This is a genomic window from Desulfacinum hydrothermale DSM 13146, from assembly GCF_900176285.1.
GTDB classification, from domain to species: domain Bacteria; phylum Desulfobacterota; class Syntrophobacteria; order Syntrophobacterales; family DSM-9756; genus Desulfacinum; species Desulfacinum hydrothermale.
Map to the genome: position 1 here is coordinate 175,733 of NZ_FWXF01000001.1, position 23,870 is coordinate 199,602.

The window sequence follows — 23,870 nt, forward strand, 5'->3', positions numbered from 1 at the left end:
TTTGAACCCGCCCCACCAAGGCTGTCTGAGAATTCAAAAAGCACCACGCGGCCGGTGGATTTTCAACGGGTCAGAAAAGCCACAAAAGGGCGAGAGGCCATTGTCAGAAAGCCTCCTGGTCCGCGCGTCGGATGTTTCGGCGGGCCCAGTCGATGAGTTCCTCGTAGGTGGTTCCTTTGGGGAAAAAGGTCACCAGGCCCAGCTGTTTGAGCTGGTCCACGGCCGCCTCGTCAAAATATCCGCCGGCGGTCACCGCCACGGAATGGGCACCGTTTTCCTTGAGCAGGGCAAACAGCGTTCGGAAATCTTCCACCGACGCTCCGGGAAGGGTGGTGACGCCGATGTGGTCCACCGATTCCTGGAGGGCCGCGTTGACGATGGCCCGTGGGTCCTCGGATTCGGTGTAGATCACCTCGAAACCCGCCTCACTGAAGGCGCCCGCCAGTCGCATCAGGGCCTCTTGATGACCTTCTCCGAACTTGGCCATGAGGATTCGCACTTTCCGCTCACTCATATCTTCCCCCTTGGCTCTGTGGTGGTCCAACCAGGAAACCGGCCGGCAAGCGGCCGATCGCCTGTTGCCATCGATACGTTATCCCATCGGAATCGTGGATTCCATTGGCTTCATCTGGTGTCGGACGCCCGCACGGCGCATGGAAGCGCCGGCTGGGCCCCGCCCGGGCGGATCGTCGGTGGTCCCGAGTCCGAGGCGGGTGGGGAACGGCGGCACGGCGTGGGAGCGCTGGGTTTAGAGTCCTTCACGGACCTTGGTGTCAACTGCCCTGATACTTGAAGGAAATGGCGACCCGAGCCCGATAGGCGACCACCTTGCCTTCCTCCAGCTTCATGTCCAGCTTGGTGATTTCGGCCACCCTCAAATCCCGAAGCGATTTGGACGCTGTTTCCACAGCGTTTTTGGCCGCTTCTTCCCAGGACACGGTGCTGGTTCCCACCAGTTCGATGATCTTGTAGACGCTTTCCGCCATGGGTGCCCCCTTTCCGACCTGCCTGCCGTGCAGGTCCGCTCCATCCGCCGCGCGTGCCGCCCCTGGCCCGATCCGTCCCCCGGTTCCCTCCGCTGGCCCTTTTCTGCGGGAACCCGGCGACCGATCATGGTTAACGTACATATAACCGGGCCAGGACCGGAAACGTAGCCCAAACCCGGATCTCCTCAGAAAAGGCGCAGTTGCTGGGTGGAGCGATAGGGGCGCCCCAGGTGCTGGAAGGCCAACCGGGTGGCCACACGTCCCCGTGGAGTCTTTTTCAGAAAGCCCATTTGGATGAGGTACGGTTCGTAGACTTCTTCCAAGGTGTCCTTTTCTTCGGACACGGCCGCCGCCAGGGTTTCGATGCCCACCGGGCCGCCGTCGTACTTTTCGATGATGGTGGACAGGATCCGCCGGTCCATGCGATCGAATCCTTGTTCGTCCACGTCGAGCAACTTGAGGGCCGCGTCGGCCACGTCCCGGGTGATGACCCCTTCGGCCCGGACTTCCGCATAGTCGCGCACGCGGCGGAGCAGTCGGTTGGCGATCCGCGGGGTTCCCCGGGATCTCTTGGCGATTTCCTGGGCGCCGTGATCGTCGATGGCAATGTTCAGGATCCGGGCGGCTCGAACCACGATCTCTTTCAGGTCCTCCACCGGGTAGAATTCCAGGCGCAGGACCACGCCGAAGCGGTCCCGCAGGGGCGGAGACAGGAGGCCGGCTCGGGTGGTGGCCCCCACCAGGGTGAAGGGGGGAAGATCCAGCTTGATGGTGCGCGCTGAAGGGCCCTGGCCGATGATGATGTCCAGTTGGAAGTCTTCCATGGCCGGGTAAAGGATCTCTTCCACCACGTGGTTGAGCCGATGAATCTCATCGATGAAGAGAACCGAACGGGGTTCCAGGTTGGTGAGAATGGCCGCCAGGTCGCCGGGCCGTTCGATCACGGGCCCGGAGGTGGCCCGAAAGGGCACGCCCATCTCGTGGCTGATGATGGCCGCCAGGGATGTCTTTCCCAAGCCCGGGTGGCCGTGGAGCAGCACGTGATCCAAGGGTTCCGCGCGCTGGAGGGCGGCTTCCACGAAGATCTTCAGGTTTTCTTTGAGCTCATGCTGGCCCAGGTATTCGTCCAGGGATCGAGGCCGGAGGCTGTTGTCGAGCCCCAGATCTTCTTCCCGGGGGTGCGGTTCCACCAGTCGGTCCGTCATGTTGAAAGGATTCCCCCTTTGCCGTCACATGGCGCGTTGGGTGTGTGGGAGCTGGGGAAGGTGCCCTCACCAGACCTCTTCTCCCATCCCCCTTCTTGCGCCGGGTCCGTCAGCCCAGGCTCCGAAACGCTTCCCGCAAAAGGACCTCCAGCGACGGGGTTCCTTCCCGGTCGGCCAGGGCCTTTCGGGCCTCTTTCAGGGCCTTGGCGGCTTCCGTGGGCCGATATCCCAAATTGACCAGGGCCGAAAGGGCGTCGGCGTAGCCGTCGTCTCCAGGTGGAGATGGGGCGGGAGGCGCCTCCCGTTCGGGGACCTGCAGTTTCAGGCGGTCCTTCAGTTCGAGCAGGATGCGTTCCGCCGTCTTCTTGCCGATGCCCGGGATCTTTTGCAGGCGCTGGCGCTCCTGGAACTGCACCACGCGGCGCAGTTCGTCCGGCTGGATACCGGAAAGAATGGTCAGGGCCAGCCTGGGCCCCACGCCGGAGATGGCGATAAGAACCGTGAACATCTCCTTTTCTTCGGCGGTATGGAAGCCGAAAAGCTGCAGGGCGTCCTCCCGAACATGGGTGTGCACGTGAAGCGAGGCGGCCGCTCCCGTTTCCGGCAGGTGGTAAAAGGTGCTCAACGGGACCTGCACGCGGTAGCCCACACCGTGCACATCCACGATCACATGGTCCGGTGCCTTGTGGCGAAGGATCCCTTCCAGATGGGCGATCATCGCTGCTCCCCAACCTGCCGGCAAAGCGGCGACGTGCGCGAGTGCAGGTGACAGACGGCCACCGCCAGGGCGTCGGCGGCGTGGGAACTGAGCCGGCCCGTCACACGCAACAGGGTGCGCACCATCTGTTTCACCTGTTCCTTGTCCGCCTTTCCGAAACCGGCCACCGCCTGTTTGATCTGCAGAGCGCTGTATTCGAAGACCGGCAGGCCCGCCTGGACGCCGGCCACCACCGCCGCGCCGCGCGCCTGGCCCAGGATGAGGGCGCTTTTGGCGTTACGGGACATGAAGACGTCTTCCACGGCGCACTCATGGGGTGCCGTCTGTCGAATGAGGGCATCGATCCTGGCGAAGATGACCCCGAGCCGTTCGGGAAAGGGAAGGGAGCCCGGAACGGCAATGGTGCCGCTGGTCACGTGCACCAGTCGGTTTCCGTGGCCGTCCACCACGCCGTAGCCGGTGTGGCGGGATCCCGGGTCGATGCCCAGCACTCGAATCACAGACGGGGTTCCTTTGGTGGTTTCCATGTGGATTGCTACCCAGGCCGGCCACGGTTTTTCGCAGCCGCCGTTTACGCCACGGAATTGAGAATTTCGTCCGGAATGTCGAAGTTGGCGTAGGCATGCTGGACGTCGTCGTTGTCTTCCAGCATGTCTATGAGTCGAAGAAGCTGCTGGGCCGTCTTTTCGTCTTCGATCCGCACGGTGGTCTGGGGCACCATGGTCACTTCCGCCATCTCGTAGGCCAGGCCCTGTTCGTCGAAGGCCGCCTTCACCTTTTCGAAGTCGCCCACGGTGGTGACCACCTCGAATTGATCGTCCTGGTCCCGAATGTCCTCGGCGCCCGCCTCCAGTGCCACCTCCATGACCTCTTCTTCGCTCACCTTGTCCTTGCTGAAGACGATCAGGCCATGCTTGTCGAACATCCAGGCCACGCAACCGGCTTCGCCCAGGCTGCCTCCGTTTTTCGTAAAAATGTGACGCACTTCACTGGCCGCCCGGTTGCGGTTGTCCGTCATGGCCTCCACCAGGATGGCCACCCCGCCCGGGCCGTAACCTTCGTAGATGACCTCTTCGTAAGCCACCCCTTCCAGCTCGCCCGTGCCCTTCTTGATGGCCCGCTCGATGTTTTCCTTGGGCATGTTTTCGGCCTTGGCGGCGGCGATGGCCGCGCGCAGCCGCGGGTTGGCTTCCGGATCCCCGCCGCCCATGCGGGCCGCCACGGTGACTTCCTTGATGAGCTTGGTGAAGATCTTGCCCCGCTTGGCGTCCTGGGCGGCCTTCTTGTGACGAATGGTGCTCCACTTGGAATGCCCTGACATCTGTCGTTCCCCCCTTATGTTCACATCGCCTTGTATTTCATGGCGAGAATGTAGATTTCTTTGCTCTGCTTTCGGGATGCGTCCGGTTTGACCACCTTGACCCGTTGGAACCGGCGTTTGGTCTCCGCCACCAGGGCGTGAAAATCGCTCCCCTGGAAGATCTTGGAGCAGAAGTGCCCTCCGGGCCGGAGCAGCCGGCAGGCCAAGTCCAAGGCCCGTTCATAGAGCAATTCGGAACGGGCCGCATCGGCCACCTTGATTCCCGAGGTCTTGGGGGCCATGTCGCTCAGGACCACGTCAAACGGCGCGTAGTCCCGCAACATCGCCTCCGTGTCTTCCTCGAAGATGTCCCTTTGGAAGGTGATCACGTGGGAAGGAAAAGGGTGGGCAATGGGTTGAAGATCAACGCCCACCACCACTCCTTTTGGACCGACCACCCGCTCGGTGAACTGGATCCACGAACCGGGGGCCGCCCCCAGGTCCAAAACCCGCTGCCCGGGCTTGAGGATCCGGTGCTTCTTCTGGATCTGTTCCAGCTTGTAGATGGCGCGAGCAAGATAGCGTTCCTTCTTGGCTCGGTGAAAGTAGTGGTCCCGGTATGGATGTGACATGGATTAACCGCCCAAAAATTGTCTTATTTTTCGAAGCTTCTCTCTTATCACAAAGACGGGGGCGTTGCAATCGGCGAGGAACCGCTGTGCGCGCTTTTGACACGGGGCGGCCGTCGCTTTATGGTGTTCCATAGAAGGGTGGCGTATCCCCAAGGTGTTCCCCCAAGACGGAGGTGTCTCATGACGCAAAAGGGTGCCGGTATCGAGGAACTGAGGGATTTCGCCGTGTCGGCCATTCGCCGGGCGGGTGAGGAGGCTTTGAAGTGGTACGGCAAGGGTCGGAGCGACACCAAGTTCGATGAGGATCTGGTCACGGAAGCGGAACTGCACCTCATCGAAACCTTCCACAAGGCGCTTCAGGAAAGGTTTCCGGGCCACGAGGTTTTCGGGGACGCCCCGCCGCGCAAAGACTATGTGCACGGCCAGGAAGGATTCCTGTGGGTGTACGACGCGCTGGACGGGGTGGCCAATTTCCAGGCGGGCGTTCCCCTTTGGGGCATGTCCTTGGCCCTGTTGGAAAACTTCTGGCCGGTCCTGGGGCTCTTTTATCTGCCCGCCACCGGGGACCTCTTTTACGCCGAACCGGACACCGGTGCCACCCTCAACGGAAACCCCATCCGGATCGCCTATTCGGGCGATATGAACAACGAAAGCCTGCTCTTCACCTATTCCCGGTTCCACAACCACTACCGGTCCAACTTCCCCGGCAAGATCCGCAACCTGGGGTGTACGGCGGCCCATATCTGCTATGTGGCCATGGGGCGAGCGGAAGGGGCCCTGCTCAACAGCGTGTCCTATCAGGATCTGGCCGCCGCGCAGGTGATTCTCAAGGCGGCGGGAGGAGCCATCGAGAAGGTGGAACAGCCGGGAACCTTCTACCTGAATGAGCATTTCGAAAGCCGGCGCATCGAGGTGCCGCTGCTGGCCGCCCCTCGGGGGGCCCATGAAGGCCTTCGGGCCTACCTGAGCCGCACCTCCGCGGTTTGACGGATTCCGCACTCGTCGGATCAATCGCCGCCCCCGCGGCGGCTCTTCTCAGTGTTTGGGTCCTCGTCCGTGGTGAGTGGTGGGGATCACACCCATCACCCATCACTCAGCACGCCATGCCGTTGAGTGCTGCCTGAACTGAACGATCCAATGCGTGAACGATGGGGCGCGTTGCCTTCGGCGAACCGGGAATTTGGCTCTGAATCTTTTGCACGTTTCGGTGAAACGGAGGCTATCGGGGGTTCTTTTCGGTAGGAGCGCCGAGAGGCGCGATCCGAAGGGCCGGCGGAGGATGACCTGCGGTCGTCCTAAGGGGCACGGAGGGAGCGTGCCTCGCGGCTTTCGCCGCTCCTACCGGGGGATTGGGACGAAGCGTGGGGCCTGAGCTCGTCCCATTTCCATGTGGTCGTTCCATGAGCGGTATCGACTCATCCCAGATCACGGCCGCTTCTTGAGAACGTGGCTCAGCACCACGGACAGGGCCGCTGCTGCCAGGCAGACCCCAAAGACCTCTTGCAGACCACCGGCGATCACGGTCTGGAGCTTGAATCGCAAGGGTTCGGCCAATCTTTCCTGCATCTCCGGCTTCAGGAGCTCGCGAAGGGCGCTGAGGTTTCTTAGGTTTTCCGGGCCGGGCAGTCCTTCCAGTTTCTGGAGGGATCGGGAGATGGCGTGGGTGAGCAGGCTTCCGGTGGCTCCGATGCCGATGGTGCCTCCCAGGGTCCGGGAAAACTGGTGGGACGAGGTGGCCACGCCCAGGTCCCGGGGGTCCAGGCTGTCTTGGACGATGAGCAGGGTGGAGATGGAAACAAAGCCCATCCCCAGCCCGGCGAGCAAAAGCACGGCGGAGCAGAGGCCCACCGGCGTGCGGGGGCCCAGAAACAGGGAGGCGGCGCAGGCGGCGGCCATGGACCAGGAACCGGCCAGGGAGGCGCTTTTCTTGGCGATAGCCTGTGACATTTGACCGTAGAACCAGGCCCCGGCGGACCAGCCCAGGCTGAGCGGAATCATGGCCAGGCCCAACCGGGACGGGCTCTGGAACAAGACGCCTTGGAAGAAGAGGGGAAAGAAGGCCGAAAGGGAAAAGACAGAGAAGCTGCAAGCGAAGGCGGTGGCGTTTCCCAGGGTGAAGCCCGGGGATGTGAACGAGCTCAGGGGCAGGATGGGTTCGGAGGCCCGCTTTTCCGCGTGGAAAAAGGCGAATCCAAAGACCAGGGTACACACCCCCAGGCCCACAATGGGAAGGGAGGTCCAGCCGTAGGTGTCGCCCGCCAGCAGAAAGACGGCCAGCAGGCTCAGGATGGACGCCGAAAGCGTGAACGCTCCCAGATAATCCACGTCCGGTCGGCGGTCCCCCCGGGTCCTTTCCTGCATGTGGAGGAGTACCCCCGCCAGGGCGGCCAGGCCCAGGGGCAGGTTGATGAAGAAGATCCAGCGCCAGGAGAAGAATTCCACGATGGCGCCCCCCAGGGCGGGGCCCAGGAGGCTGGATACGCCCCAGACGAAACTCACCAGGCCCATCATCTTGCCGCGCCGTTCCGGGGCGGAGATATCCGAAATCACGTAGTAACACAGGGCGAAGTTGGCGCCCGCTCCCACTCCCTGGACGGCTCGGGCGGCGATGAGCTGCGCCATGGATCCCGCCAGACCGGCGGTCAAAGAACCGGCCAGGAAGATGAGGATGGCCAAGGTGAACAGGCGCCGTGGGCTGAAAAGGTCGCAGAGCTTTCCGAAAATGGGCAGGGCCACGGCCCGCGTGAGCAGGTAGGCGGAAAAGACCCAGCTGTAGAGGGACAGGCCTCCCAATTCGGCCACCATGGTGGGCATGGCGGCCCCCACGATCAGGGCGTCCAGCGCCCCGAGAAAGAGCGCCGTCAGGGTGGAGGCGATGATCCAGATATGGGATGTGGGGAGGCGCGATGCGGTGGTCATGGGGCCCCTTCGGGCGGCGGTCGGGCGTGGCCGGCATAAAAGAAAGGGGCCGGCGATACCGCCCGCCCCTCGATGTTTCCTGGTGCCGGAGGGGAGAATCGAACTCCCACGGGCGCAAGGCCCACTGGATTTTGAGTCCAGCGCGTCTACCAGTTTCACCACTCCGGCGAAAGCGGCCGAATTATAGGAGGCGGCTCTCTCACGTGTCAAGCAAAAGGTCCGTCGGTCATGGGGGGGCTGCTCCAGCGTGAAGGCCTTCGGCAGCTGCGGTCCGTGGTAGGCCAGCGAGGGCCTAGACAAGGAAAGAACATGCTCGGAGGCCACGTGTCCCACCATGGCCGGCCGCTTTTCCTGCTCCCCCAAGGTCAGCCAGGGGAAGGGGACCGCACTCGCTCGCGGGGAACGCTCGGCCCTGTGGACGAACCCAGGGAAAAGTGTTGACACGGTTCGGGAGCCCTGCTATAGAAACGCTCACTTGCGGCTGGGGCTGTAGCTCAGTTGGGAGAGCGCTTGAATGGCATTCAAGAGGTCAGGGGTTCGACTCCCCTCAGCTCCACCAGCGAAGGTAAAGACGGCCGGTGAAACATTCACCGGCCGTTTTCTTTTGGGCGCTTCACGCGCTGTGTCGGTTCCCCCTTGCCCCATCGCCACCGTTACCCATCCGTTCTTCCAGGTGTTTCAAGCTGTTGCGCGCCCGTGCTGCCGGCCTGGCCAGGCCGCCGTAGGGACGGGTTCCCAACCCGCCCCTACAAAGCTCAAAAAACATCACCTGGCACAGTGGAATGGCATTTGTCAGAAAGGCCAAGAGGCCATTGTCAGAGAGCGTCGGCAGCCTCTTTTTCGACCGCCGCTCCGGGGAAGCTGGGGAAGACGGGGCGTTGGGCTTCATGGGAAATTTTTTGTTCTTGCTCGCCGCGAAAGAGAAGAACCCAGCCTTTGGCTGGATGGCGGACTTGTGCTTGCGCAGCAGCACCAGGTTGCGGCATGCTCGGACTCAATGCGGGGGAGCGCGCCGTGACCGCTCATCTCTTGATGCAAATCCGCGGGATGGAGAGGGCCGGTGCGGCCCTTCCCCTTGGGGGCTACCCGAATTGCGAAGGAACTTCTCAGCCGAAGGAACCAGGAGGAAGGACGGACCATGGAAGCGGGCTATGAAGGCATTGTCAAGGGATACCTGGAAAAGGCGTGGGCTCGGGGGGCCGAGGAATTGCTGGAGGCGCTTCCGGCCCAGCGAAGCGCCGAGGGTGGGTTGCATCTTCGGGCTTTTGGGGCGGAGTGCACCGTGCACCCGGACCGCATCGTCCTGGGAGGTCGTCCCGAGGCGGGGGTGAAGGGCGTGCTCACAGCCATCTACTGTGCCTTCGTCCCCACGGGTCGCGCTCCCCTGGAGCCGCTGGTGGCCTTCAAGGAAATCCCCAACAGCGGTCCTTACCAGGCGGCCTTTGCGGCCAAGGCGGAAAACCTTCTGGTGCCCCATGTGGCCAAGATCCATGAAGAGCGGGCATCCATCATGGAAATGTTTTCCGGACACCTGAACCCCCAGGCCCCCGCCGGCGATTTTTCCTTCACCCTCTATCCACTTCCCAAGATCCCCCTTTACTACATCTTCCACTTGCCCGACGAAGAATTCCCGGCGGCGGTCACATGCCTTTTCGGGGGCGCGGCCCACAGCTTCATGCCCCTGGACGCCTTGGCGGACGTGGCCGAATACACGGGGCGGACCGTCCTGGAGCGGCTTCGGGCGGCCTAAGTGATTGACATGGAAAGATGTTCTTGTTAGGGGAGCGTGGGTAAAGGGGCAGGTTCCTAGTGGATCTCGAAAAAAAGACGGAGCGGGAAGGGACGAGGACCTCCGATGACAAGACGCCAATTCTTTCAAAACATCCTGGCGGGGGGATGCGCCACCGCCGCCATTCTTTTGGGGTGCGACCCGGCCCAGGCGGCCCCGTTTCGGGGGGCGTGCTGCGGTCGGCTCAGCTTTTACAATCTTCATACCCGGGAATCCCTTTCGGTGCGGTACATGGGGGCCGGCGGACGACTGGATCCCCGGGCATTGCGCCGTCTGGACCATCTCTTCCGATGCCACTACACGGGTGAGGTTCGGCGCATCGACCGTCGGCTCTACATGCTCCTGGACGCCCTGCGGAGCCGGCTGGGCCTGGAAGAGAAACCCTACCTGCTCGTTTCAGGGTATCGATCCCCTGTCTACAACGCCCTGCTTCGCAAGCAAGGCCATGGCGTGGCCAAAAAGAGCTACCACCTGCGGGGCATGGCCGCCGATATCCGCATGGAAGGCGTGCCACTGGCCGTCCTTCGAAAGACGGCGGCGGGATTCCGGGCGGGCGGCATCGGTTCCTACCCTGATTTCATCCACCTGGATGTGGGGCCGGTCCGCTATTGGTAGGCGACGGCACCCATCCCAGGGCCTCCATCAATACCCGATCCCGATCGTAGATGTCCTTGCGAAAGTGGACCGTACCCTGCTCGTCCACCCAAGCGGTGAGATAGACGAGATGCACCCTGCACGGGCGGGCAAGGGGCACCACGTGCCTCTGTCCCGTGGCGATCAACTCCTGGATGCGCCGGCGCGTCCAGGACGGGTCGTCTTGGAGCACAAAAAGGGCCAGATCCAAGGGCTTTTCCACGCGGATGCACCCGTGGCTCAGCGCCCGATGGGGTCTTTGGAAAAGGTGCCGGTTCGGCGTGTCGTGCAGATAGACGTTGAAGCGGTTGGGAAACATGAACTTGATGCGGCCCAAAGCGTTCCAGGGGCCGGGCTTCTGGCGCAGTCGGCCGGGAAAGGTGGCCGGGCTGACCCGGGACCAGTCGATGGTGGCCGGATCCACCACGGGGCTGTCCTGGCTCCATCCCGTTACCAGCTCAAAGTGGTTTCGTTGCAGGTAGTCGGGATCCTTTCTGATTTTTGGCAATAACTCCTTGGTGGCGATACTTCGGGGCACGTTCCAATAGGGGTTGATTTCCAAATAGCGCATGTCCCGGCTGAAGACGGGGGTCTTGGTGGCGGTTTCCCCCACGATGACCCGCATGGTGAGAGCCGGTCGGCCCTTTTCGTAGGCGGTGAGGGAAAAATCCGCCGTGTTCACCAAGATGGAACGGTCTCCCCAACGGCGGGGCAACCACCGCCAGCGTTCCAGGTTGATGAGCATCTGGTGCAGGCGCTCCTCGGCGCTTACGTTGAGCGCTTCCAGGGTGCGCCGTCCCACCAGAGCGTCCGTTTCCAGGCCGTGGCGGGCTTGGAATCGGCGAACGGCCGCTGCCAGGTCGAGGTCGAAAAGGGCGGGATCAGGCGAGCTGGGATCGGGCAGGTCGCCGCTTGCCGCCAGTCGGCGGCGCAGAGCCACGACCCGCGGGTCCCGGTCGCCGGGATGCAGGGTGGGTCCGGGCGGCACGCGGGACCAGAGGTGGGCCCGCTGCCGGCGGGCGGCGGCCAGTAGCCGCCAGTAGTCTTGATGGGGCGGGGCAAAGTGGCGCACCGTTCGGGCCACGTCGCCGTGGACCATGAGATCGTTCAAACCCTGGATGATGTCTGCCTTGTGGCGGGCCGAAAGCCACTGGGGATAGAGCCGTTCCGGATTCACCCGGCCCGTGGCCAGGTGGGAACATAAGATCATGAAAGCGTCGGAGAGCACCACATCCAGGCTTGCCAGCAGGCGCGGGCTCAGGGGGCGTTGGCGCCTGGAGGCCTCCTCCACGGATTCCAGCAGGGCGCGGATGCAGGACAGGTGGTAGTCTTCCGGGTTGAGACCGTGGTCCCGGGAATCGGCAAGGACCTGCACCATGGGCGCCACCAGGGGGCCCGCACCGGCTGGGCGGACCCAGGCGGGTTGGTGGTTGCGATGGGCGTAGAAGTGGATGAGATCCCGATTGGCGTGGATCTTCTGGCATGCCACAAAGAGGGTTCGGGGCGGCGCGCCGTCGCCCAGCAGGGACCGGATGGCGTCCGAAATCGTCAGGGCTCCGGCGGGTTCCGTGGCAAAACCCAGGAGAAGCAAGAGGATCCAAGGGACGAACAGGAAGACGGGCGTGGGGAGGCGCCATGCGGCGCGTGGGGAACGGCTGCGGATAAAGGGGATCATGGGCACCTCTTCGAACCATCCCCAGGCCGCGGGTGCCGGGGATCGGGGTTGACGTGGATCTCCTTTCGAGCTTTCAATGGAACGCGGCTTAATGTGCCACGATGTGAAGGAGGCTCGCAAAGGTTTTTCCTTCCGGCTCCGGATGGGCGAGCGGCGCCGGGAATATGTGCCTGTGTTCACAAAGTTCCGGGCCCTTCCGGGCGAATTGCCTTCCGTGGAGCGAAGATTCATAGAGAATCCAAAGGGCTGGACGGGAAGTGTGCAACAACAAAAAAATTGTTTCACAATCTATGGCGCCTGTGCTAGAAAGGATGCGCCCTATGGATGGCGAGATGGAACGTTCATGAAGGACTTCAAGAAGAACCGGGATTTGGTGGAGTATCTGGCCCTGGTCAGCCAGCTGGGCCTGACCATGGCCGGGAGTATCCTGTTCTGTTTCGTCATCGGCTACTTCCTGGACAAGTGGCTCCACACCCGGGGGGTTTTTCTGGTGGTCTTCATCGTGCTGGGTGTGGTGGGAGGCGCGGTGACCGTTTACCGACAGATCACCCAGCTGCCCAAGAAGTGAGAGGGGACCCGTTGGAGACGGCCGATCTTTCAGATTACCACAGATACCGGCGGCGTCTGACACGAGGCGCCTTCACGGCGGCCGTCATGGCGGGGCTCTTGCTCCACGTGGCCGGCTACAGTGCCGTAGCCAAGGGGCTGGTGCTGGGATCCCTTTTCAGCGTTCTCAATTTTGCCTTGATGGCCCAGATGCTGCCACGCCAGATGGGCCTGGGAGGAAGGAGGGCGCGGGCCACCGCGTGGGCTTTGGGGTCGTTGACGGTACGGCTCGCCCTGATGGCGATCCCCTTGGTGGTGGCCTCCAAATCCGATCGGTTCAATTTCTGGGCGGCGGCTGCCGGGCTTTTTGTGGTTCCGGTTGCCATCTTCATGGAGAGTGTGGTTTGGCAGCGTCTCAGCCGATACCGGGTGCAAACCCGCTGAGTCTTTCGCTGCAGGGATCCATGGACTTTGGGATAGACGGCTGGGGACTTTGAGGTAAGCGATGGAAGATCTGACCAAAGTATGGACGTGGACGCTGGATGTGGCGGGGTTTCATTTAGTGTTCAATGCGACCACCATCGTGATGACTCTCATCATCATGGGGCTTCTCATCGCCTTCGGATGGCTCGCGACCCGGCGGACCGGCTTGATTCCCAATCCCTTTCAGATTGTGGCCGAGCTCTTTGTGGACTCCTTCTGGAACTTGACCAAAGACGCCCTCGACGAGGACATGGCCAAGACCTATTTCCCCATGATCTGCTCCCTTTTCATGTTCCTTCTCCTCTGTAACTGGATCGGGATCGTGCCGCACATGGAGGAGCCCACCAAGGACCTCAATACCCCGCTGGGCCTGGGGATCATGGGCTTTTTCATCGCCCACTATGCCGGGATCAAAACGAAGGGGTTCGGCGCCTACATCAAGGAGTACTTTGAGCCGATCTTTTTCATGATGCCCCTCAACGTCATCGGCGAGCTGGCCAAGGTGATCTCCATCTCCTTCCGTCTCTACGGCAACATCATGGGGGGATCGATCATCATCTTGGTCGTCAGCCACTTGGTATACGGACTGATCATTCCTCCGTTTCTGTACGGCTTCTTTGGCGTGTTTGTCGGGACGGTGCAGGCGTTTGTCTTCACGATGTTAACCTTGGTTTACATCTCGGTTCAGGTAAAGTGATGATGACGTGGGAACAGGCGGATTGGATTAGGGCGGCTGCGATGCTTGGGGCGGGGTTTTCCGTTGGGTTTGCGGCGATTGGTGCGGCGATTGGAGAGGGCTACGCCGCCGGCCGGGCCAACGAGGTCCTTTCCTACAGGCCCCGGCTTGCGGGGGAGATTTTGAAGACCATGCTGGTGGGGCAGGCGGTGGCCGAAACGGCCGGGATCTTCGGCCTGGTGATCGCCATGCTCTTGCTTTTTGGCCCCAGTTCGGGCAAGCCGCTGCTCACGGCTTGGGCGTACCTGGGGGCGGGCTTGTCCATGGGTTTGTCTGCCATTGGATGCGGGGTGGGCTCCGGCCTGCCGGCTGGGGGAGCCTGTATGGGAATCGGACGCCAGCCCGCCGTTGCCGGGCCCATCACGACCCTGATGCTCATTGGGGCGGGTGTGTCCCAGTCCACGGCGATCTACGGCTTTCTCATTGCGCTCCTTCTGCTCTTCAAGCAGTTGCCTGAGGCCATGACCTTTCCGGGGCTGTGTGGTCTCTTGGGTGCCGGTCTTGCCATGGGCTTCGGGGCCATCGGTCCGGGCATCGGCGAGGGGATCGCCGCGGAAAACGCCGTATACCAAATCGCGCGCAACCCGGAAAACACGGCCCTCATGACGCGCACGATGTTGGTGGGGCAGGCCGTGGCGGAGTCCACGGGCATTTACTCCTTGGTGGTGGCTTTGTTGCTGATCTTCTTAAAATGATTGACTGGGAGGTTGGAGAGACATGGAAATTTCAGGCGCTGATTTCATTCGAGGACTGGCTTTGTTGGGGGCAGGTCTTGCCATGGGGCTGGGTGCCATCGGCCCGGGCGTGGGGGAAGGCTTCGCTGCGGGCAAGGCCTGTGAGGCCATTGGACGTCGCCCGGAAGAAGCCGGTTTGCTGACCCGGACCATGCTGGTGGGGCAGGCGGTTTCCGAGTCCACCGGCATCTACTCGCTGGTGGTGGCGCTCCTGCTCATGTTTGTGGTGAAATAAGCGGAACGCGGAAAGAAAAGACTGCCATGATTAGCCTGAATGCCACGATCTTTGTTCAGGTCGCCTTCTTTCTTGTCCTGGTCTTTGTTCTCAACCGCTTGATGATCCAGCCCATCCATCGGGTGATCTTGCAGCGGGACGAGGCCATTCGGGAACGCGAGCTGGGATTGGATGCGGCGAGCGAAGAGCTGCGTAAGATGGCACAAGCCTATGAGTCGCGGCTCCGGGCGGCCGAGGCGGACGCCCAGGCGGCCAGGAAGGCCCTCCGGGAAAGGGCCAGCCGGGAAGCACACGAGGCCTTTGCCACGGCCCAGGAGGAGGTGGCGGAGCTTCGCCGAAAGGCGCGGGAGCAGGCTCTCCAGGAGCTGGAGAAGGCTCGCAAAGATCTGAAAAAGCAGGCGGAGGCTCTCTCTTTCGAGATCACGACCAAGGTCGTTGGCCGAAGGGTCTAAGAGGTCTGGAGTCGGACGATGTGGAAATTGACCATGGGTGCCTTGGCCGCTCTGGGAGCGGTCGTCATGGCGGCCGATCCTGCGGCCGCGTCCTCGACCGTGTTCGGGATCGAGCGGGCCACGTGGGATTTGGCCTGGAGATGGATCAACTTCGGTATCTTTGTGTTCTTGCTGGTCAAGTACCTCAAGGATCCGTTGGTCAGCTTCCTGAAGGAACGCCGTGAGGAGATCGCCCAGGTCTTTGAACGGCTGGAGGAAAAGGAAGAGGCCCTCAAGCGCCAGCAGGAGGAGCAGGAAAGGCTGCTGGCCCAGCTGGACGAGAAGATCGAAAGCATCCGGGCCCACTACCACCAGATCGGCCAGGAGGAAAAGGAGAAGATCCTGGCTCAGGCCGAACGGACCCGCAAGCAGATCCTGGAAGATGCCAAGGCCGCCGCCCAGCGCGATTTTGAGGAGGCCAAGAAACGCTTCCGGGCGGAGGTGGTGGACATGGCGGTCGCTTTGGCGGAACAACGTCTGAAAAAGAAGATCACCAAAAAGGACCAGACAAAGCTTCTGCAGGCCTACCTGGGCCAACTGAAGAAGGTGGAGCCAAAGGCCAGCTGAAGCGCGCGCCTACCTTCCTTTATCCAACGCCACTCAAACCCTCTGGACGCCCCCAGGGGGTTTTGTTTTTTGGGGACTTTGGCGGTGTCCAAGGCCTTGCCCGCCCACGTGGGCGTCGGGGGAGCCAGGGCCCGTCAGATCCGTTCTCGTCGTCCCCATCTCTCACAAATCAGAGAAACACCAGGCTCGGGGCGGTGTCCGGGTAGGGGCGCCGATTGAATCGCACCAAGGGATTGAAGGCCTGGAGGCGCCGGGTGCGGGCCATCTTGGGGGCGGCTTCCCGCCAGGCGCGCCGTCCTTCGTCCACCACGTCATGAAAGAGGTGGAAATCGGACCAGCGGATGTGGGCGACCGCGGGCCGGACCACGACATCAGCGTCCGAGAGCCGGAGCTTGTTGAGGGCGATCCGTGAGGCCTCGCTGCTCCGAAGGGCGTATTCCAGGGCCGAATCGGGAAGGGGCTGGATATCGGAAACGTCCGAGGAGGTCTCCACGGCCACGACGAAACGTGCTCCCAGATGTCGGGCCGGTCGGCACGGGACGTTATCGATCCAGCCGCCGTCCACCAGAAGGCGGCCTCGATAGCGCACGGGCGGGCCCATGCCGGGTATGGAGGCGCTGGCACCCAAGGCGCGGAGCAGGGGGCCCTTGGTAAAGACCACTTCGTCTCCCGTCAGGATATCCAAGGCCACGGCCCCGAAGGGCACCGGAAGATCCTCGATGCGCACATCCGGCACCAGATCCGAAAGGAGTCTCCAGTAGTCGTCTTCCGGCACCAGGCTGGGCTGGGTGACAAGCCGGGTGTAAAAGTAGCCCTTTCGAATCTGCTGGCCGAAGCGCTCGAAGAGGGAGTGGGTGGAGGTGGCTTTGGATTCGTCCACTGCAAAGGAAAGGGTGCTGTGGAAGCGCTCGCTTTCCACGAACGTGTGGATCTTCTGATACACGGCTTCAGCCGATCCGTAATGGGCGTAGAGGGCACCGATGATGGCCCCCATGCTGGTGCCCACCAATACGTGGACCGGGAGTTTCATTTCGTCCAGTGCCTGCAAGGCACCCAGGTGGGCCAGCGCCCGGGCGGCCCCGCCGCTCAGAACCAGTCCTGTCTTCATGGACTCCGCTCCCTTCCGCGGGAGATTCCCAACGGGATGGGTATGGCGTTTCATTTGCGACTGTCGTATGCTGAAACGTCAAAGGATCTTAAAGGTCAGGGTATCATAGCACAAAGTCCAAAGGGGCTGAAGCCGGGACCGGAGGGGGCCGTTCCGGCGGGGCCGGGCACACCCCATGCTTCGGGAGGTGGTCACCGATGCGGTTGAAGGAACACGAATACGTGCGGCAGACCTTGGAGCGCTACACCGGCCTGAGTCTGGATCGTTTCTGCGAGCATGTGATCATCACCAACTTCCGGCGCTACACCCAGTGTTTTCGGGAAAAGACGGGTGGGGAGTTCAGCGAAGGGAACTTCCGGGTTGTGACGGTTCCGGACAGGAACTGCACGCTCATCGACTTCGGCATCGGATCCCCCCAGGCCGCCCTGGTCATCCATTGCCTGGCCTACCTGGATCAGCTCAAATCGGTGATCATGCTGGGCATGTGCGGCGGGATCGACGACACCCTGGAAGTGGGTGATTTCGTGGTTCCGTCGGCGGCCATCCGAGGGGAAGGCACCAGCCGTCATTACCTGCCGAGAGAATTTCCCGCCATTCCCGCCTCTTCGGTCAATCTCTTTTGCATTGGAGCCGTCAAGCGGGCGCAGATGGTGCCCAAGTGCGGGATTGTCTACACCACGGACCGCCGCCTGTGGGAGTTCGACGAAGCCTTTGTGGACTATCTCCGAAACCAGCGGATTCTGGCCATCGACATGGAACTGGCCACGCTCTTTTCCGTCTCCTACCGCTTTGAGGTGCCCATCGGCTCCATCATGCTGGTCTCCGACATGCCGTTGCAGCGCCGGGGTATCAAGAGCAAGGAACTCCACCAGAAGGTCTACGATGACTTCATGGATACCCACATCGATCTGGGTCTGGAAGCGGTGAAGGCCCTGGATGCCCATTGGGACGCGGTGGAGCGAAAGCTCACCAGTGAATGGTAAAAAGACAGGGAAACCGGATGGAAAGGGTCATGATCGAGGCGGGAACCCACCGCCTGGAAGCCGTTTTGAACCTTCGAGACGGGGCGGAAGCGGTCGTGCTGTGCCATCCTCACCCCCTCTATGGAGGTGCCATGGACACGCCCTTGCTCCTGGCCCTGGAGCGGCTCTACGGGGAGATGGGTTGGGGAACGGTCCGGTTCAACTTCCGCGGGGTGGGCCGGAGCACAGGGGCCTACGGGGGCGGGGACGGCGAGGCGGAAGATGTGCTGGCGGTCTGCCGCTACCTGGCCCAACGGGGTTGTGTGCAGGTGCATCTGGCGGGCTATTCCTTCGGCGCATGGGTGGCCTTGAAGGCCTGTGCAGCGGGACTGGACCCGGCCGCTCTGGTGCTCGTCTCTCCCGCCGTCACCTTTCTCGACTTCCGCTCCCTGTCCCTTCCGGATCGTCCCAGCCTGGTGATTGTGGGCGATCAGGACACGTTTGCTGTTGTGGACCAGGTGCGGTCCTGGCATGAGCGGAGTCGGCCCCGAAACGCCGTCTGTCGGCTGGAAGTGGTCCCGGGATGCGATCACTTCTACTGGGGCAAGGAAGGCGAGGTCACCTCCAGGGTGCGGGCGTTCCTGGAGTCCTGGCGCGTGGCGCCGCACCACTGGGCAGCCTCCCGCGGAGAGCAAATCTGACATTGGGTGGAGGAACCTCCCCCTGGGGCCGTCGGCGCCGATGGGGTTCGGGAATCCGACGGTGCGTCCGCCCTTCCTAAGCGGGAGGTCCCTGCCTGCTTCCCATTGCCCTCTCCCCGCTTCTGTGGAAAGAACGGCGAGAAACGGGGGAGGTTATTCTTCTGTCTTTCCAACCGGACGTCCCGAAAAGAAATCGTCCAGCAGCCGGTTCAGCTCGTCCCGGCACTCCGCATGGAGCGCATGGCCCGCACCTTCCAGCTCCACAAGAAGGGCTTCGGGGATGCGGTGCGCCAAGATGCGAGCATTTTCCGGGGGAACCAGGACATCTTCCGTGCCTGTGACGACCAGGGTGGGGATGGAAAGCGATCCCAGACGGTCGCAACAGTCGAAGGTCTGGATCGCGGCCAACTGAGCCTGAAAGGCTTCCGAAGGCTGAAGCGGCACGCTCAACTGGGCGGTCTTGTAGGCCTCCACCACATCCGGCTTTTCTTCGAGGGCCCGGCGGCTGAAGAAAAACGGCAGGTTCTTCTCGATGATCTCTTCCTGGCTCAGGCCGGCGTTGTCCGTGAACCGGGCGATGACCTCCGGGGTGGGGGCGATGCGGGCCGTGCCGCCGCAGTGGGTGCAGCCCAGGGCCAGGGCCTGGAAACGCTGGGGGGCCAGAAGCGCTGTTTCCTGGGCGATCATACCGCCCATGGAGAGCCCGGCCAGAAAGCATCGGTCGATGCCCAGGTGGTCCAGCAGGGCGAGGGTGTCCGAAGCAAAATCGCCCATGGTGTAGGGGCCGGGCGGCATGGCAGAGCGGCCGGCGCCGCGGTTGTCGAAGACGATGGTGGTGTATCGGCGGCTAAAATAGGGAACCTGGCCGTACCAGGACCAGGTCCCTCCGCCCAATCCGCTCACCAAAAGAAGCGGCGGGCCGTTTCCGTGCACCTCGTAATAGATCTTCCCAGACTCCGTTCCACAAAACGCCATCATATCCCCTCCTTTCTCGTCCACCTTCTATAAGAGCCTCCCGCCTCCGGGGTCAAGCGAATAGGGCGGCGCACGGAATTGGAATTCTCTTCTGTATCTGTTAACTGCATAGGGGAGAGGAGCAAAACGAGACGGCAAAAGCATGACGCAGTGCCCAGAGGCAATGCGCTCTAAAGTCCTGCCTGGCAAGCTCCCGATAACGGGAAAGGCGGCCTATTTGGGAATAAAAACAACCCATTACGCGCTGAACCAAGACGCGAGGACAACGCCCGGGCTCTTTGAGCATAGTGCGGTACTCGCGCATCGTTTCAGCAGAGATGCTCCTTTTTCGCCACGCACCAGGTACCTCGTGTATAATGACAATTGGGCTTCAGATCAGCCGGTGGCTAGGTGAAGGAAAGGTGACAGGCGCATTATGGACACGGTTATATCTGTTGATGGAGTTCCCATAAGGCTGACTGAAGAACGATGGTTCCATATAGTGGAAAACCTCGACGACATGGCCGGCCATTACGATGACGTCCTGGAAACCGTTGCCGATCCCGATCTGGTGTTGCCCGGGTATCGAGGCTCGCTGATTGCCGTCCGCAACTATGGTAGGAAGCGATATCTGTTTGCCATCTATCGTCAGGTGAGCTGTGATGACGGATTTGTTATCACAGCTTATTTCGATAGTAAAATCAATAGAAAGAGGGCCATATGGAAAAAAACATAGCTTCTCGGACTGTAGAATCGGTAACGTCAGCCGTTCCTTTGTTGCTCAAGTTTCCAGAACGACGATTCTGGGTGGATTATGACGTGGAGGCAGATGTTCTGTACATCAGTTTTCGTCGTCCCCAACAAGCAACAGACACGGAAATGACCGAAGAAGGCATCTTGTTGCGGTACAAGGGTGATGATCTGGTGGGGATAACGATTCTGGATGCATCAACACGTTCTCAATAGCGCGACCGCGTTTCGTTGTTCAAGGGAGCGGGCTTTCCCGCCCCACGGGCTCCTTCCGGTACCCTCATGCCTACCCCTGTTTCCCGATTCTGAATTGATCTCATCCGATTCCTTCTTCTGCCTGGTCTTTACCAATTTAGAAGGGTTAGGTGTCTCAATGACAGGGGCACAGAGGGGAGATCCCAGGCGCTGCTCCATTGGGCAGCGCGTGCGATCCCAAGTGGCCCTCGTCTGAGGTTCCACTTCCATCCCAATGACGCATCGTTTCATGCCATGCCCAAAATCAAGCTCGAATTGTGCGCAGGGTGCTCTGCCAAGTTGACGACAGGGACCCGATCACGCTGCACACTCATGGATCTTGTGGATTGTGAGAAGCGCCATGACGGGCGATCATATCGTGTGCATACATCTCTAACAGGTTGTTATCTCATGGGAGATCAGTTGCCGTTTGGTGAGGTCTTCAACTTGTGGTATGAAGCCCCCATGCTGTGCCGATGGGCTCGTCTTGATGCAAGGGGTCGTAAACCTGAAGCAATGAGGTGTTGAGACAGTGGAGATGCAGCCCTTTTCCCCGCCCAATCCATCATATCCCGCAACGGCTCTTCCCATTCGGAAGGAGGGGACCATGAGCGCTCGATTTACGGTGCGAAAGGACATTCTGGTGCTGGACAAGGAAACGGGTTTGATGTGGCAGCGGGGCGCCTCGTCGGATCGGATGATGTGGCCGGAGGGGTTTGCCTACGTGGAGCGGCTCAACCAGGAGGCGTGGGGAGGCTTTGACGACTGGCGATACCCCACTCAGGAAGAGCTGGCCACCTTGCTCACGGCGGAAGAAAGTCGGGAAACGGGCCTTTATATCGACCCGGTCTTTGGGGATCAGCGCTGCTGCTGGAGTTCCACCGAAGCGGAGCACCATCGGGCGGTCTATGCCGATTTTTATTACGGCGATCTTTACGTGGTGGAACAAAAGTATGCCAACTACTTTGTTCGGGCCGTTCGAAACGCATAGGCGCCCAAGGTGACGGGGGAGTCAGTGCAACGGGTTGCCATGACATCTTCTGTGGAAGTGGCGCTGGTGGAGCCGGAGATCCCGCCCAATACGGGAAACGTGGCCCGCACGTGTGCGGCGACTCGCACGCCCCTGCACCTGGTGGAGCCCCTGGGGTTTCGCCTCACCGACCGGCATCTGAAACGGGCGGGCCTGGACTACTGGCCTCATGTGCAGGTGCGGGTGCATCCCGATCTGGACACCTTCCTTAGAGCCGTGGAGCACCGGCGCCTCGTCTTCTTCTCCAAGAAGGGGGCGTGCCCTTACTATGATTTTGACTTTCTGCCGGGGGACATCCTGGTGTTCGGGCCGGAAACGCGGGGACTTCCGGAGGAGCTGTTGGAAAGCGCCTGGGACCGGGTTGTGTCCATTCCCATGGACTGCGAGCATGTGCGCAGTCTCAATCTGGCCACCACAGTGGGTGTGGGGCTCTTCGAAGCCCGCCGTCAATTGAGCCGGCCAACGGTGGCCGCCCGGACCACGTCCCTTCCCGTCGGGCCCTTGCAGGACGGGGCCCCATGGACCACGCGGATGTGCGGGGAGAGTAGGATCCCGTGAAATCTGGAGCGACAAGGACATCGAACGTGCAAAGGGTTCCCATGGAAAGCATGAGCAAGGAAGGCCTGCAGCACAAGATTTTGGAGCTGTGCCCCGAGGTCCAGGAGATGGGCCTCTATTATGTGGTCATGGGCAAAGGGAACCGTTACTGAGTGGTCTTTTTTGAGAGCAGGGACTGCTCGAAGAAAGATCCTCCTTTGAGTTCTTTCGTGGTCCGAGATTCTGGCGTCCGTAAGGGCGGCCAGTGGGAGCGGGATTTGCGCTGCGCCGTGCGCCAAGCGGAAAGAAAGCTGGCCGGCACGAAGAAGAGGGCCCGGTCCAAGGGCACGGGTTATCAACGGATACCTGGAGCGAGTGCGAGTGGCGGAAATAGAGTGGAAAGGCATCATCTGGAAAGCTGCCTATGGTGAACTGTCCATCAGGGAACTGTTGACCATCCTCAAGGGCCACGGCCCCATGGAGATCCTGAAGTTCCGGAAGCCGGGGGCCTTCTGGGGTGAAATGAGCGTCTCCCTGGCCTCCGACGGAACCAAGGAGATCACCCTCTATCATCTGGAGGTGGAGGGGGCCCGGCGCCGGGGGCAGGGGCGGGAAGCGCTCCGATGCCTCAAGTCCATCTTCAAGGGGGACGTGTTCGTGGAGGATCCGGGAAAGATTATCCGGGTGGCCAACGCGGACGATGTGAGCCTTCCCTTCTGGGTGAAGATGTATGCCGAGGGCGTGATCGACGCACTGGAAAGCGAGCGGCTGCAGATCCCCAGGGATTACCCCCGCGAAAAGGCCCTCCAGTTGCTCCGCGATTTGGAGCGCGAAAGCCCCGACGCCGATCCGGCCGGCACGTCCCATGAAAGCTCGAAATAAGATACGTTCCATGGAGCAGGCGGAGGTGCTGTGCGGCGAGCTCCGGCGCAAGGGCCGGCGCCTCGTTTTCACCAACGGCTGTTTCGATCTCCTCCACGTGGGTCACCTCCGCTACCTGGAGGCCGCCGCAGCCCTGGGGGATTTTCTGGTGGTGGGGGTCAATTCGGACCGATCGGTTCAGGCCATCAAGGGCTCCCAGCGGCCCATCGTCCCCGAATGGGCCCGATCGGAAATGGTGGCCGGCCTGCACTGCGTGGACTGTGTGGTGGTCTTTGACACGCCGGATCCGCTCTTGCTGATCCAGCGCCTCACGCCCCATGTGCTGGTCAAGGGAGCCGACTGGCCCGAGGACCGGATCGTGGGCGCCGACTGGGTGCGAAGCCACGGCGGCCGGGTGGAGCGGATTCCCTTGGTGGAAGGGTTTTCCAGCACCTTTCTGATCGAAAAGATCCTTGGTCTCACGGCCCCTTAGCCGGATTGGCCAATCCCGGCATCAATCCCGCCCTCGTTCATCTTTCCACGCCTGCCAGGCCCGGACGATCGCGGCGGCTCCCGCTTTGTGGTCCAGTCCGTCCAAGAGAACGCGCACGTCGGCGTGGCGCTCATAGAGGGGCCTTCGTTCGTCGTAGAGGTCCTGCAGGGTTTGTCCCGGCGCGCGCACCACGCCCCGCTCGTCCAGGTCGCCCAGCCTCTTTTCCAGAAGGGGGCACGAAAGATCGAGCCACAAGACCCCCCCGTGGGCCTTGAGATGGGCCATGGCCCGGTCACTGTAGATCACGCTGCCGCCGGTGGCGATGACGGTGCCCGTCACGGCAAGGGAGCAGACGGCTTCTTCTTCCACCTGCTTGAATCGGGCGAGTCCCACCCGGGCGATGATTTCATGAAGTCTCTTTCCGTGTTCGGCTTGGATCTGGAGGTCCGTGTCGAGAAAGGGGGTGCTGAGGGCCTTGGCCACAAGAACGCCCAGGGTGCTCTTTCCCACCCCCGGCATCCCGATCAGAACCAGGTTCCGGTCGGTCTGGGACAATCGTGCGCCGGCGATTCGTTTTCGATCCATCAAGTC

General features: G+C 61.7%; 30 protein-coding genes and 2 tRNA genes. 19 read left to right on the forward strand and 13 right to left on the reverse strand.

The window, feature by feature from the left end:
- Nucleotides 1-103: 103 nt before the first annotated feature.
- The 7 genes from B9A12_RS00825 to B9A12_RS00855 form a co-directional block, all read right to left on the reverse strand.
- Entirely contained in the window at nt 104-514 is a 411-nt protein-coding gene (locus tag B9A12_RS00825) for a cobalamin B12-binding domain-containing protein (RefSeq protein WP_084055648.1), read from the reverse strand.
- A 259-nt stretch (nt 515-773) separates the two neighbouring features.
- Nucleotides 774-986, reverse strand: a complete 213-nt coding sequence (locus tag B9A12_RS00830; protein WP_084055649.1) for a dodecin family protein — start codon at nt 984-986, stop codon at nt 774-776.
- A gap of 185 nt (nt 987-1,171) precedes the next feature.
- Nucleotides 1,172-2,191: a Holliday junction branch migration DNA helicase RuvB gene (gene ruvB, locus B9A12_RS00835; protein ID WP_084055650.1), complete on the reverse strand. Its 1,020-nt coding sequence runs from the start codon at nt 2,189-2,191 to the stop codon at nt 1,172-1,174.
- Nucleotides 2,192-2,300: 109 nt separating this feature from the next.
- On the reverse strand, nt 2,301-2,909 hold the full coding sequence (ruvA, locus tag B9A12_RS00840; protein ID WP_084055651.1) for a Holliday junction branch migration protein RuvA: 609 nt from the start codon (nt 2,907-2,909) through the stop codon (nt 2,301-2,303).
- The gene (gene ruvC / locus B9A12_RS00845; RefSeq protein WP_084055958.1) at nt 2,906-3,406 is read right to left on the reverse strand and encodes a crossover junction endodeoxyribonuclease RuvC; all 501 of its coding nucleotides are present in this window, start codon (nt 3,404-3,406) and stop codon (nt 2,906-2,908) included. The genes ruvA and ruvC overlap by 4 nt, the downstream gene beginning before the upstream one ends.
- Nucleotides 3,407-3,480: 74 nt before the next feature.
- Nucleotides 3,481-4,230, reverse strand: coding sequence for a YebC/PmpR family DNA-binding transcriptional regulator (locus tag B9A12_RS00850; protein ID WP_084055652.1), 750 nt, complete (start codon nt 4,228-4,230; stop codon nt 3,481-3,483).
- Nucleotides 4,231-4,250: 20 nt separating this feature from the next.
- Entirely contained in the window at nt 4,251-4,841 is a 591-nt protein-coding gene (locus tag B9A12_RS00855; protein WP_084055653.1) for an RlmE family RNA methyltransferase, read from the reverse strand.
- A 180-nt stretch (nt 4,842-5,021) separates the two neighbouring features.
- On the opposite strand from B9A12_RS00855, the gene B9A12_RS00860 reads away from it, so the two are divergent.
- Complete coding sequence (locus B9A12_RS00860; RefSeq protein WP_084055654.1) at nt 5,022-5,828, forward strand: inositol monophosphatase family protein; 807 nt, start codon at nt 5,022-5,024, stop codon at nt 5,826-5,828.
- Between the two features lie 438 nt (nt 5,829-6,266).
- On the opposite strand, the gene B9A12_RS00865 is transcribed toward B9A12_RS00860, so the two are convergent.
- A complete protein-coding gene (locus B9A12_RS00865) occupies nt 6,267-7,760 on the reverse strand; it encodes an MDR family MFS transporter (protein WP_084055655.1) in 1,494 nt (497 codons plus the stop codon).
- An 80-nt stretch (nt 7,761-7,840) separates the two neighbouring features.
- Nucleotides 7,841-7,928: transfer RNA gene (locus tag B9A12_RS00870), tRNA-Leu, on the reverse strand.
- Between the two features lie 315 nt (nt 7,929-8,243).
- Between B9A12_RS00870 and B9A12_RS00875 the strand changes: the two genes are divergently transcribed.
- The 3 genes from B9A12_RS00875 (at nt 8,244) to B9A12_RS00890 (ending at nt 10,164) form a co-directional block, all read left to right on the forward strand.
- Nucleotides 8,244-8,319, forward strand: a tRNA-Ala gene (locus B9A12_RS00875).
- A 579-nt stretch (nt 8,320-8,898) separates the two neighbouring features.
- Nucleotides 8,899-9,510, forward strand: a complete 612-nt coding sequence (locus B9A12_RS00885; RefSeq protein WP_139796423.1) for a DUF3786 domain-containing protein — start codon at nt 8,899-8,901, stop codon at nt 9,508-9,510.
- A gap of 105 nt (nt 9,511-9,615) precedes the next feature.
- The gene (locus B9A12_RS00890) at nt 9,616-10,164 is read left to right on the forward strand and encodes a peptidoglycan L,D-endopeptidase MepK (protein WP_084055658.1); all 549 of its coding nucleotides are present in this window, start codon (nt 9,616-9,618) and stop codon (nt 10,162-10,164) included.
- Here B9A12_RS00890 and B9A12_RS00895 read toward each other — a convergent pair.
- Complete coding sequence (locus tag B9A12_RS00895; RefSeq protein WP_170920248.1) at nt 10,127-11,857, reverse strand: L,D-transpeptidase family protein; 1,731 nt, start codon at nt 11,855-11,857, stop codon at nt 10,127-10,129. The genes B9A12_RS00890 and B9A12_RS00895 overlap by 38 nt on opposite strands.
- Nucleotides 11,858-12,200: 343 nt before the next feature.
- Between B9A12_RS00895 and B9A12_RS00900 the strand changes: the two genes are divergently transcribed.
- From B9A12_RS00900 to atpF, 7 genes are all read left to right on the forward strand, one after another.
- Nucleotides 12,201-12,425, forward strand: coding sequence for an AtpZ/AtpI family protein (locus B9A12_RS00900; RefSeq protein WP_084055660.1), 225 nt, complete (start codon nt 12,201-12,203; stop codon nt 12,423-12,425).
- Nucleotides 12,426-12,436: 11 nt separating this feature from the next.
- A complete protein-coding gene (locus tag B9A12_RS00905) occupies nt 12,437-12,847 on the forward strand; it encodes an ATP synthase subunit I (protein WP_084055661.1) in 411 nt (136 codons plus the stop codon).
- Between the two features lie 61 nt (nt 12,848-12,908).
- Nucleotides 12,909-13,583, forward strand: a complete 675-nt coding sequence (gene atpB, locus B9A12_RS00910; RefSeq protein WP_084055662.1) for a F0F1 ATP synthase subunit A — start codon at nt 12,909-12,911, stop codon at nt 13,581-13,583.
- On the forward strand, nt 13,583-14,317 hold the full coding sequence (atpE, locus tag B9A12_RS00915; protein ID WP_084055663.1) for an ATP synthase F0 subunit C: 735 nt from the start codon (nt 13,583-13,585) through the stop codon (nt 14,315-14,317). The genes atpB and atpE (B9A12_RS00915) overlap by 1 nt, the downstream gene beginning before the upstream one ends.
- Nucleotides 14,318-14,339: 22 nt before the next feature.
- Complete coding sequence (atpE, locus tag B9A12_RS00920) at nt 14,340-14,591, forward strand: ATP synthase F0 subunit C (RefSeq protein ID WP_084055664.1); 252 nt, start codon at nt 14,340-14,342, stop codon at nt 14,589-14,591.
- Between the two features lie 26 nt (nt 14,592-14,617).
- Nucleotides 14,618-15,043 carry a F0F1 ATP synthase subunit B gene (locus B9A12_RS00925; RefSeq protein WP_084055665.1) on the forward strand — a complete coding sequence of 142 codons (426 nt, stop codon included), beginning with the start codon at nt 14,618-14,620 and terminating at the stop codon, nt 15,041-15,043.
- Between the two features lie 18 nt (nt 15,044-15,061).
- A complete protein-coding gene (gene atpF, locus B9A12_RS00930; RefSeq protein WP_084055666.1) occupies nt 15,062-15,649 on the forward strand; it encodes a F0F1 ATP synthase subunit B in 588 nt (195 codons plus the stop codon).
- Between the two features lie 169 nt (nt 15,650-15,818).
- Here the strand turns inward: atpF and B9A12_RS00935 are convergent, their stop codons facing one another.
- Nucleotides 15,819-16,757: a patatin-like phospholipase family protein gene (locus B9A12_RS00935; RefSeq protein WP_170920249.1), complete on the reverse strand. Its 939-nt coding sequence runs from the start codon at nt 16,755-16,757 to the stop codon at nt 15,819-15,821.
- Between the two features lie 197 nt (nt 16,758-16,954).
- On the opposite strand from B9A12_RS00935, the gene B9A12_RS00940 reads away from it, so the two are divergent.
- Nucleotides 16,955-17,740 carry an AMP nucleosidase gene (locus B9A12_RS00940; RefSeq protein WP_084055668.1) on the forward strand — a complete coding sequence of 262 codons (786 nt, stop codon included), beginning with the start codon at nt 16,955-16,957 and terminating at the stop codon, nt 17,738-17,740.
- Between the two features lie 17 nt (nt 17,741-17,757).
- Entirely contained in the window at nt 17,758-18,420 is a 663-nt protein-coding gene (locus B9A12_RS00945; RefSeq protein WP_084055669.1) for an alpha/beta hydrolase, read from the forward strand.
- Nucleotides 18,421-18,573: 153 nt separating this feature from the next.
- Here the strand turns inward: B9A12_RS00945 and B9A12_RS00950 are convergent, their stop codons facing one another.
- Nucleotides 18,574-19,398 carry an alpha/beta fold hydrolase gene (locus B9A12_RS00950; protein ID WP_084055670.1) on the reverse strand — a complete coding sequence of 275 codons (825 nt, stop codon included), beginning with the start codon at nt 19,396-19,398 and terminating at the stop codon, nt 18,574-18,576.
- A gap of 412 nt (nt 19,399-19,810) precedes the next feature.
- On the opposite strand from B9A12_RS00950, the gene B9A12_RS00955 reads away from it, so the two are divergent.
- The 6 genes from B9A12_RS00955 (at nt 19,811) to B9A12_RS00980 (ending at nt 23,279) form a co-directional block, all read left to right on the forward strand.
- Nucleotides 19,811-20,110 (forward strand): hypothetical protein, encoded by a 300-nt coding sequence (locus B9A12_RS00955; protein ID WP_084055671.1) that lies wholly within the window; start codon nt 19,811-19,813, stop codon nt 20,108-20,110.
- A complete protein-coding gene (locus tag B9A12_RS00960) occupies nt 20,095-20,340 on the forward strand; it encodes a DUF2283 domain-containing protein (RefSeq protein ID WP_084055672.1) in 246 nt (81 codons plus the stop codon). Before B9A12_RS00955 ends, B9A12_RS00960 begins: the two co-directional genes overlap by 16 nt.
- A 625-nt stretch (nt 20,341-20,965) precedes the next feature.
- Complete coding sequence (locus tag B9A12_RS00965; RefSeq protein WP_170920250.1) at nt 20,966-21,349, forward strand: Lcl C-terminal domain-containing protein; 384 nt, start codon at nt 20,966-20,968, stop codon at nt 21,347-21,349.
- 39 nt (nt 21,350-21,388) lie between these two features.
- Entirely contained in the window at nt 21,389-21,946 is a 558-nt protein-coding gene (locus B9A12_RS00970) for a tRNA (cytidine(34)-2'-O)-methyltransferase (protein WP_084055674.1), read from the forward strand.
- Between the two features lie 360 nt (nt 21,947-22,306).
- Nucleotides 22,307-22,807, forward strand: coding sequence for a hypothetical protein (locus tag B9A12_RS00975; RefSeq protein ID WP_084055675.1), 501 nt, complete (start codon nt 22,307-22,309; stop codon nt 22,805-22,807).
- Nucleotides 22,791-23,279, forward strand: a complete 489-nt coding sequence (locus B9A12_RS00980; RefSeq protein WP_084055676.1) for an adenylyltransferase/cytidyltransferase family protein — start codon at nt 22,791-22,793, stop codon at nt 23,277-23,279. Before B9A12_RS00975 ends, B9A12_RS00980 begins: the two co-directional genes overlap by 17 nt.
- Nucleotides 23,280-23,300: 21 nt before the next feature.
- On the opposite strand, the gene B9A12_RS00985 is transcribed toward B9A12_RS00980, so the two are convergent.
- A complete protein-coding gene (locus B9A12_RS00985) occupies nt 23,301-23,864 on the reverse strand; it encodes a shikimate kinase (RefSeq protein WP_084055959.1) in 564 nt (187 codons plus the stop codon).
- Nucleotides 23,865-23,870: the final 6 nt, after the last annotated feature.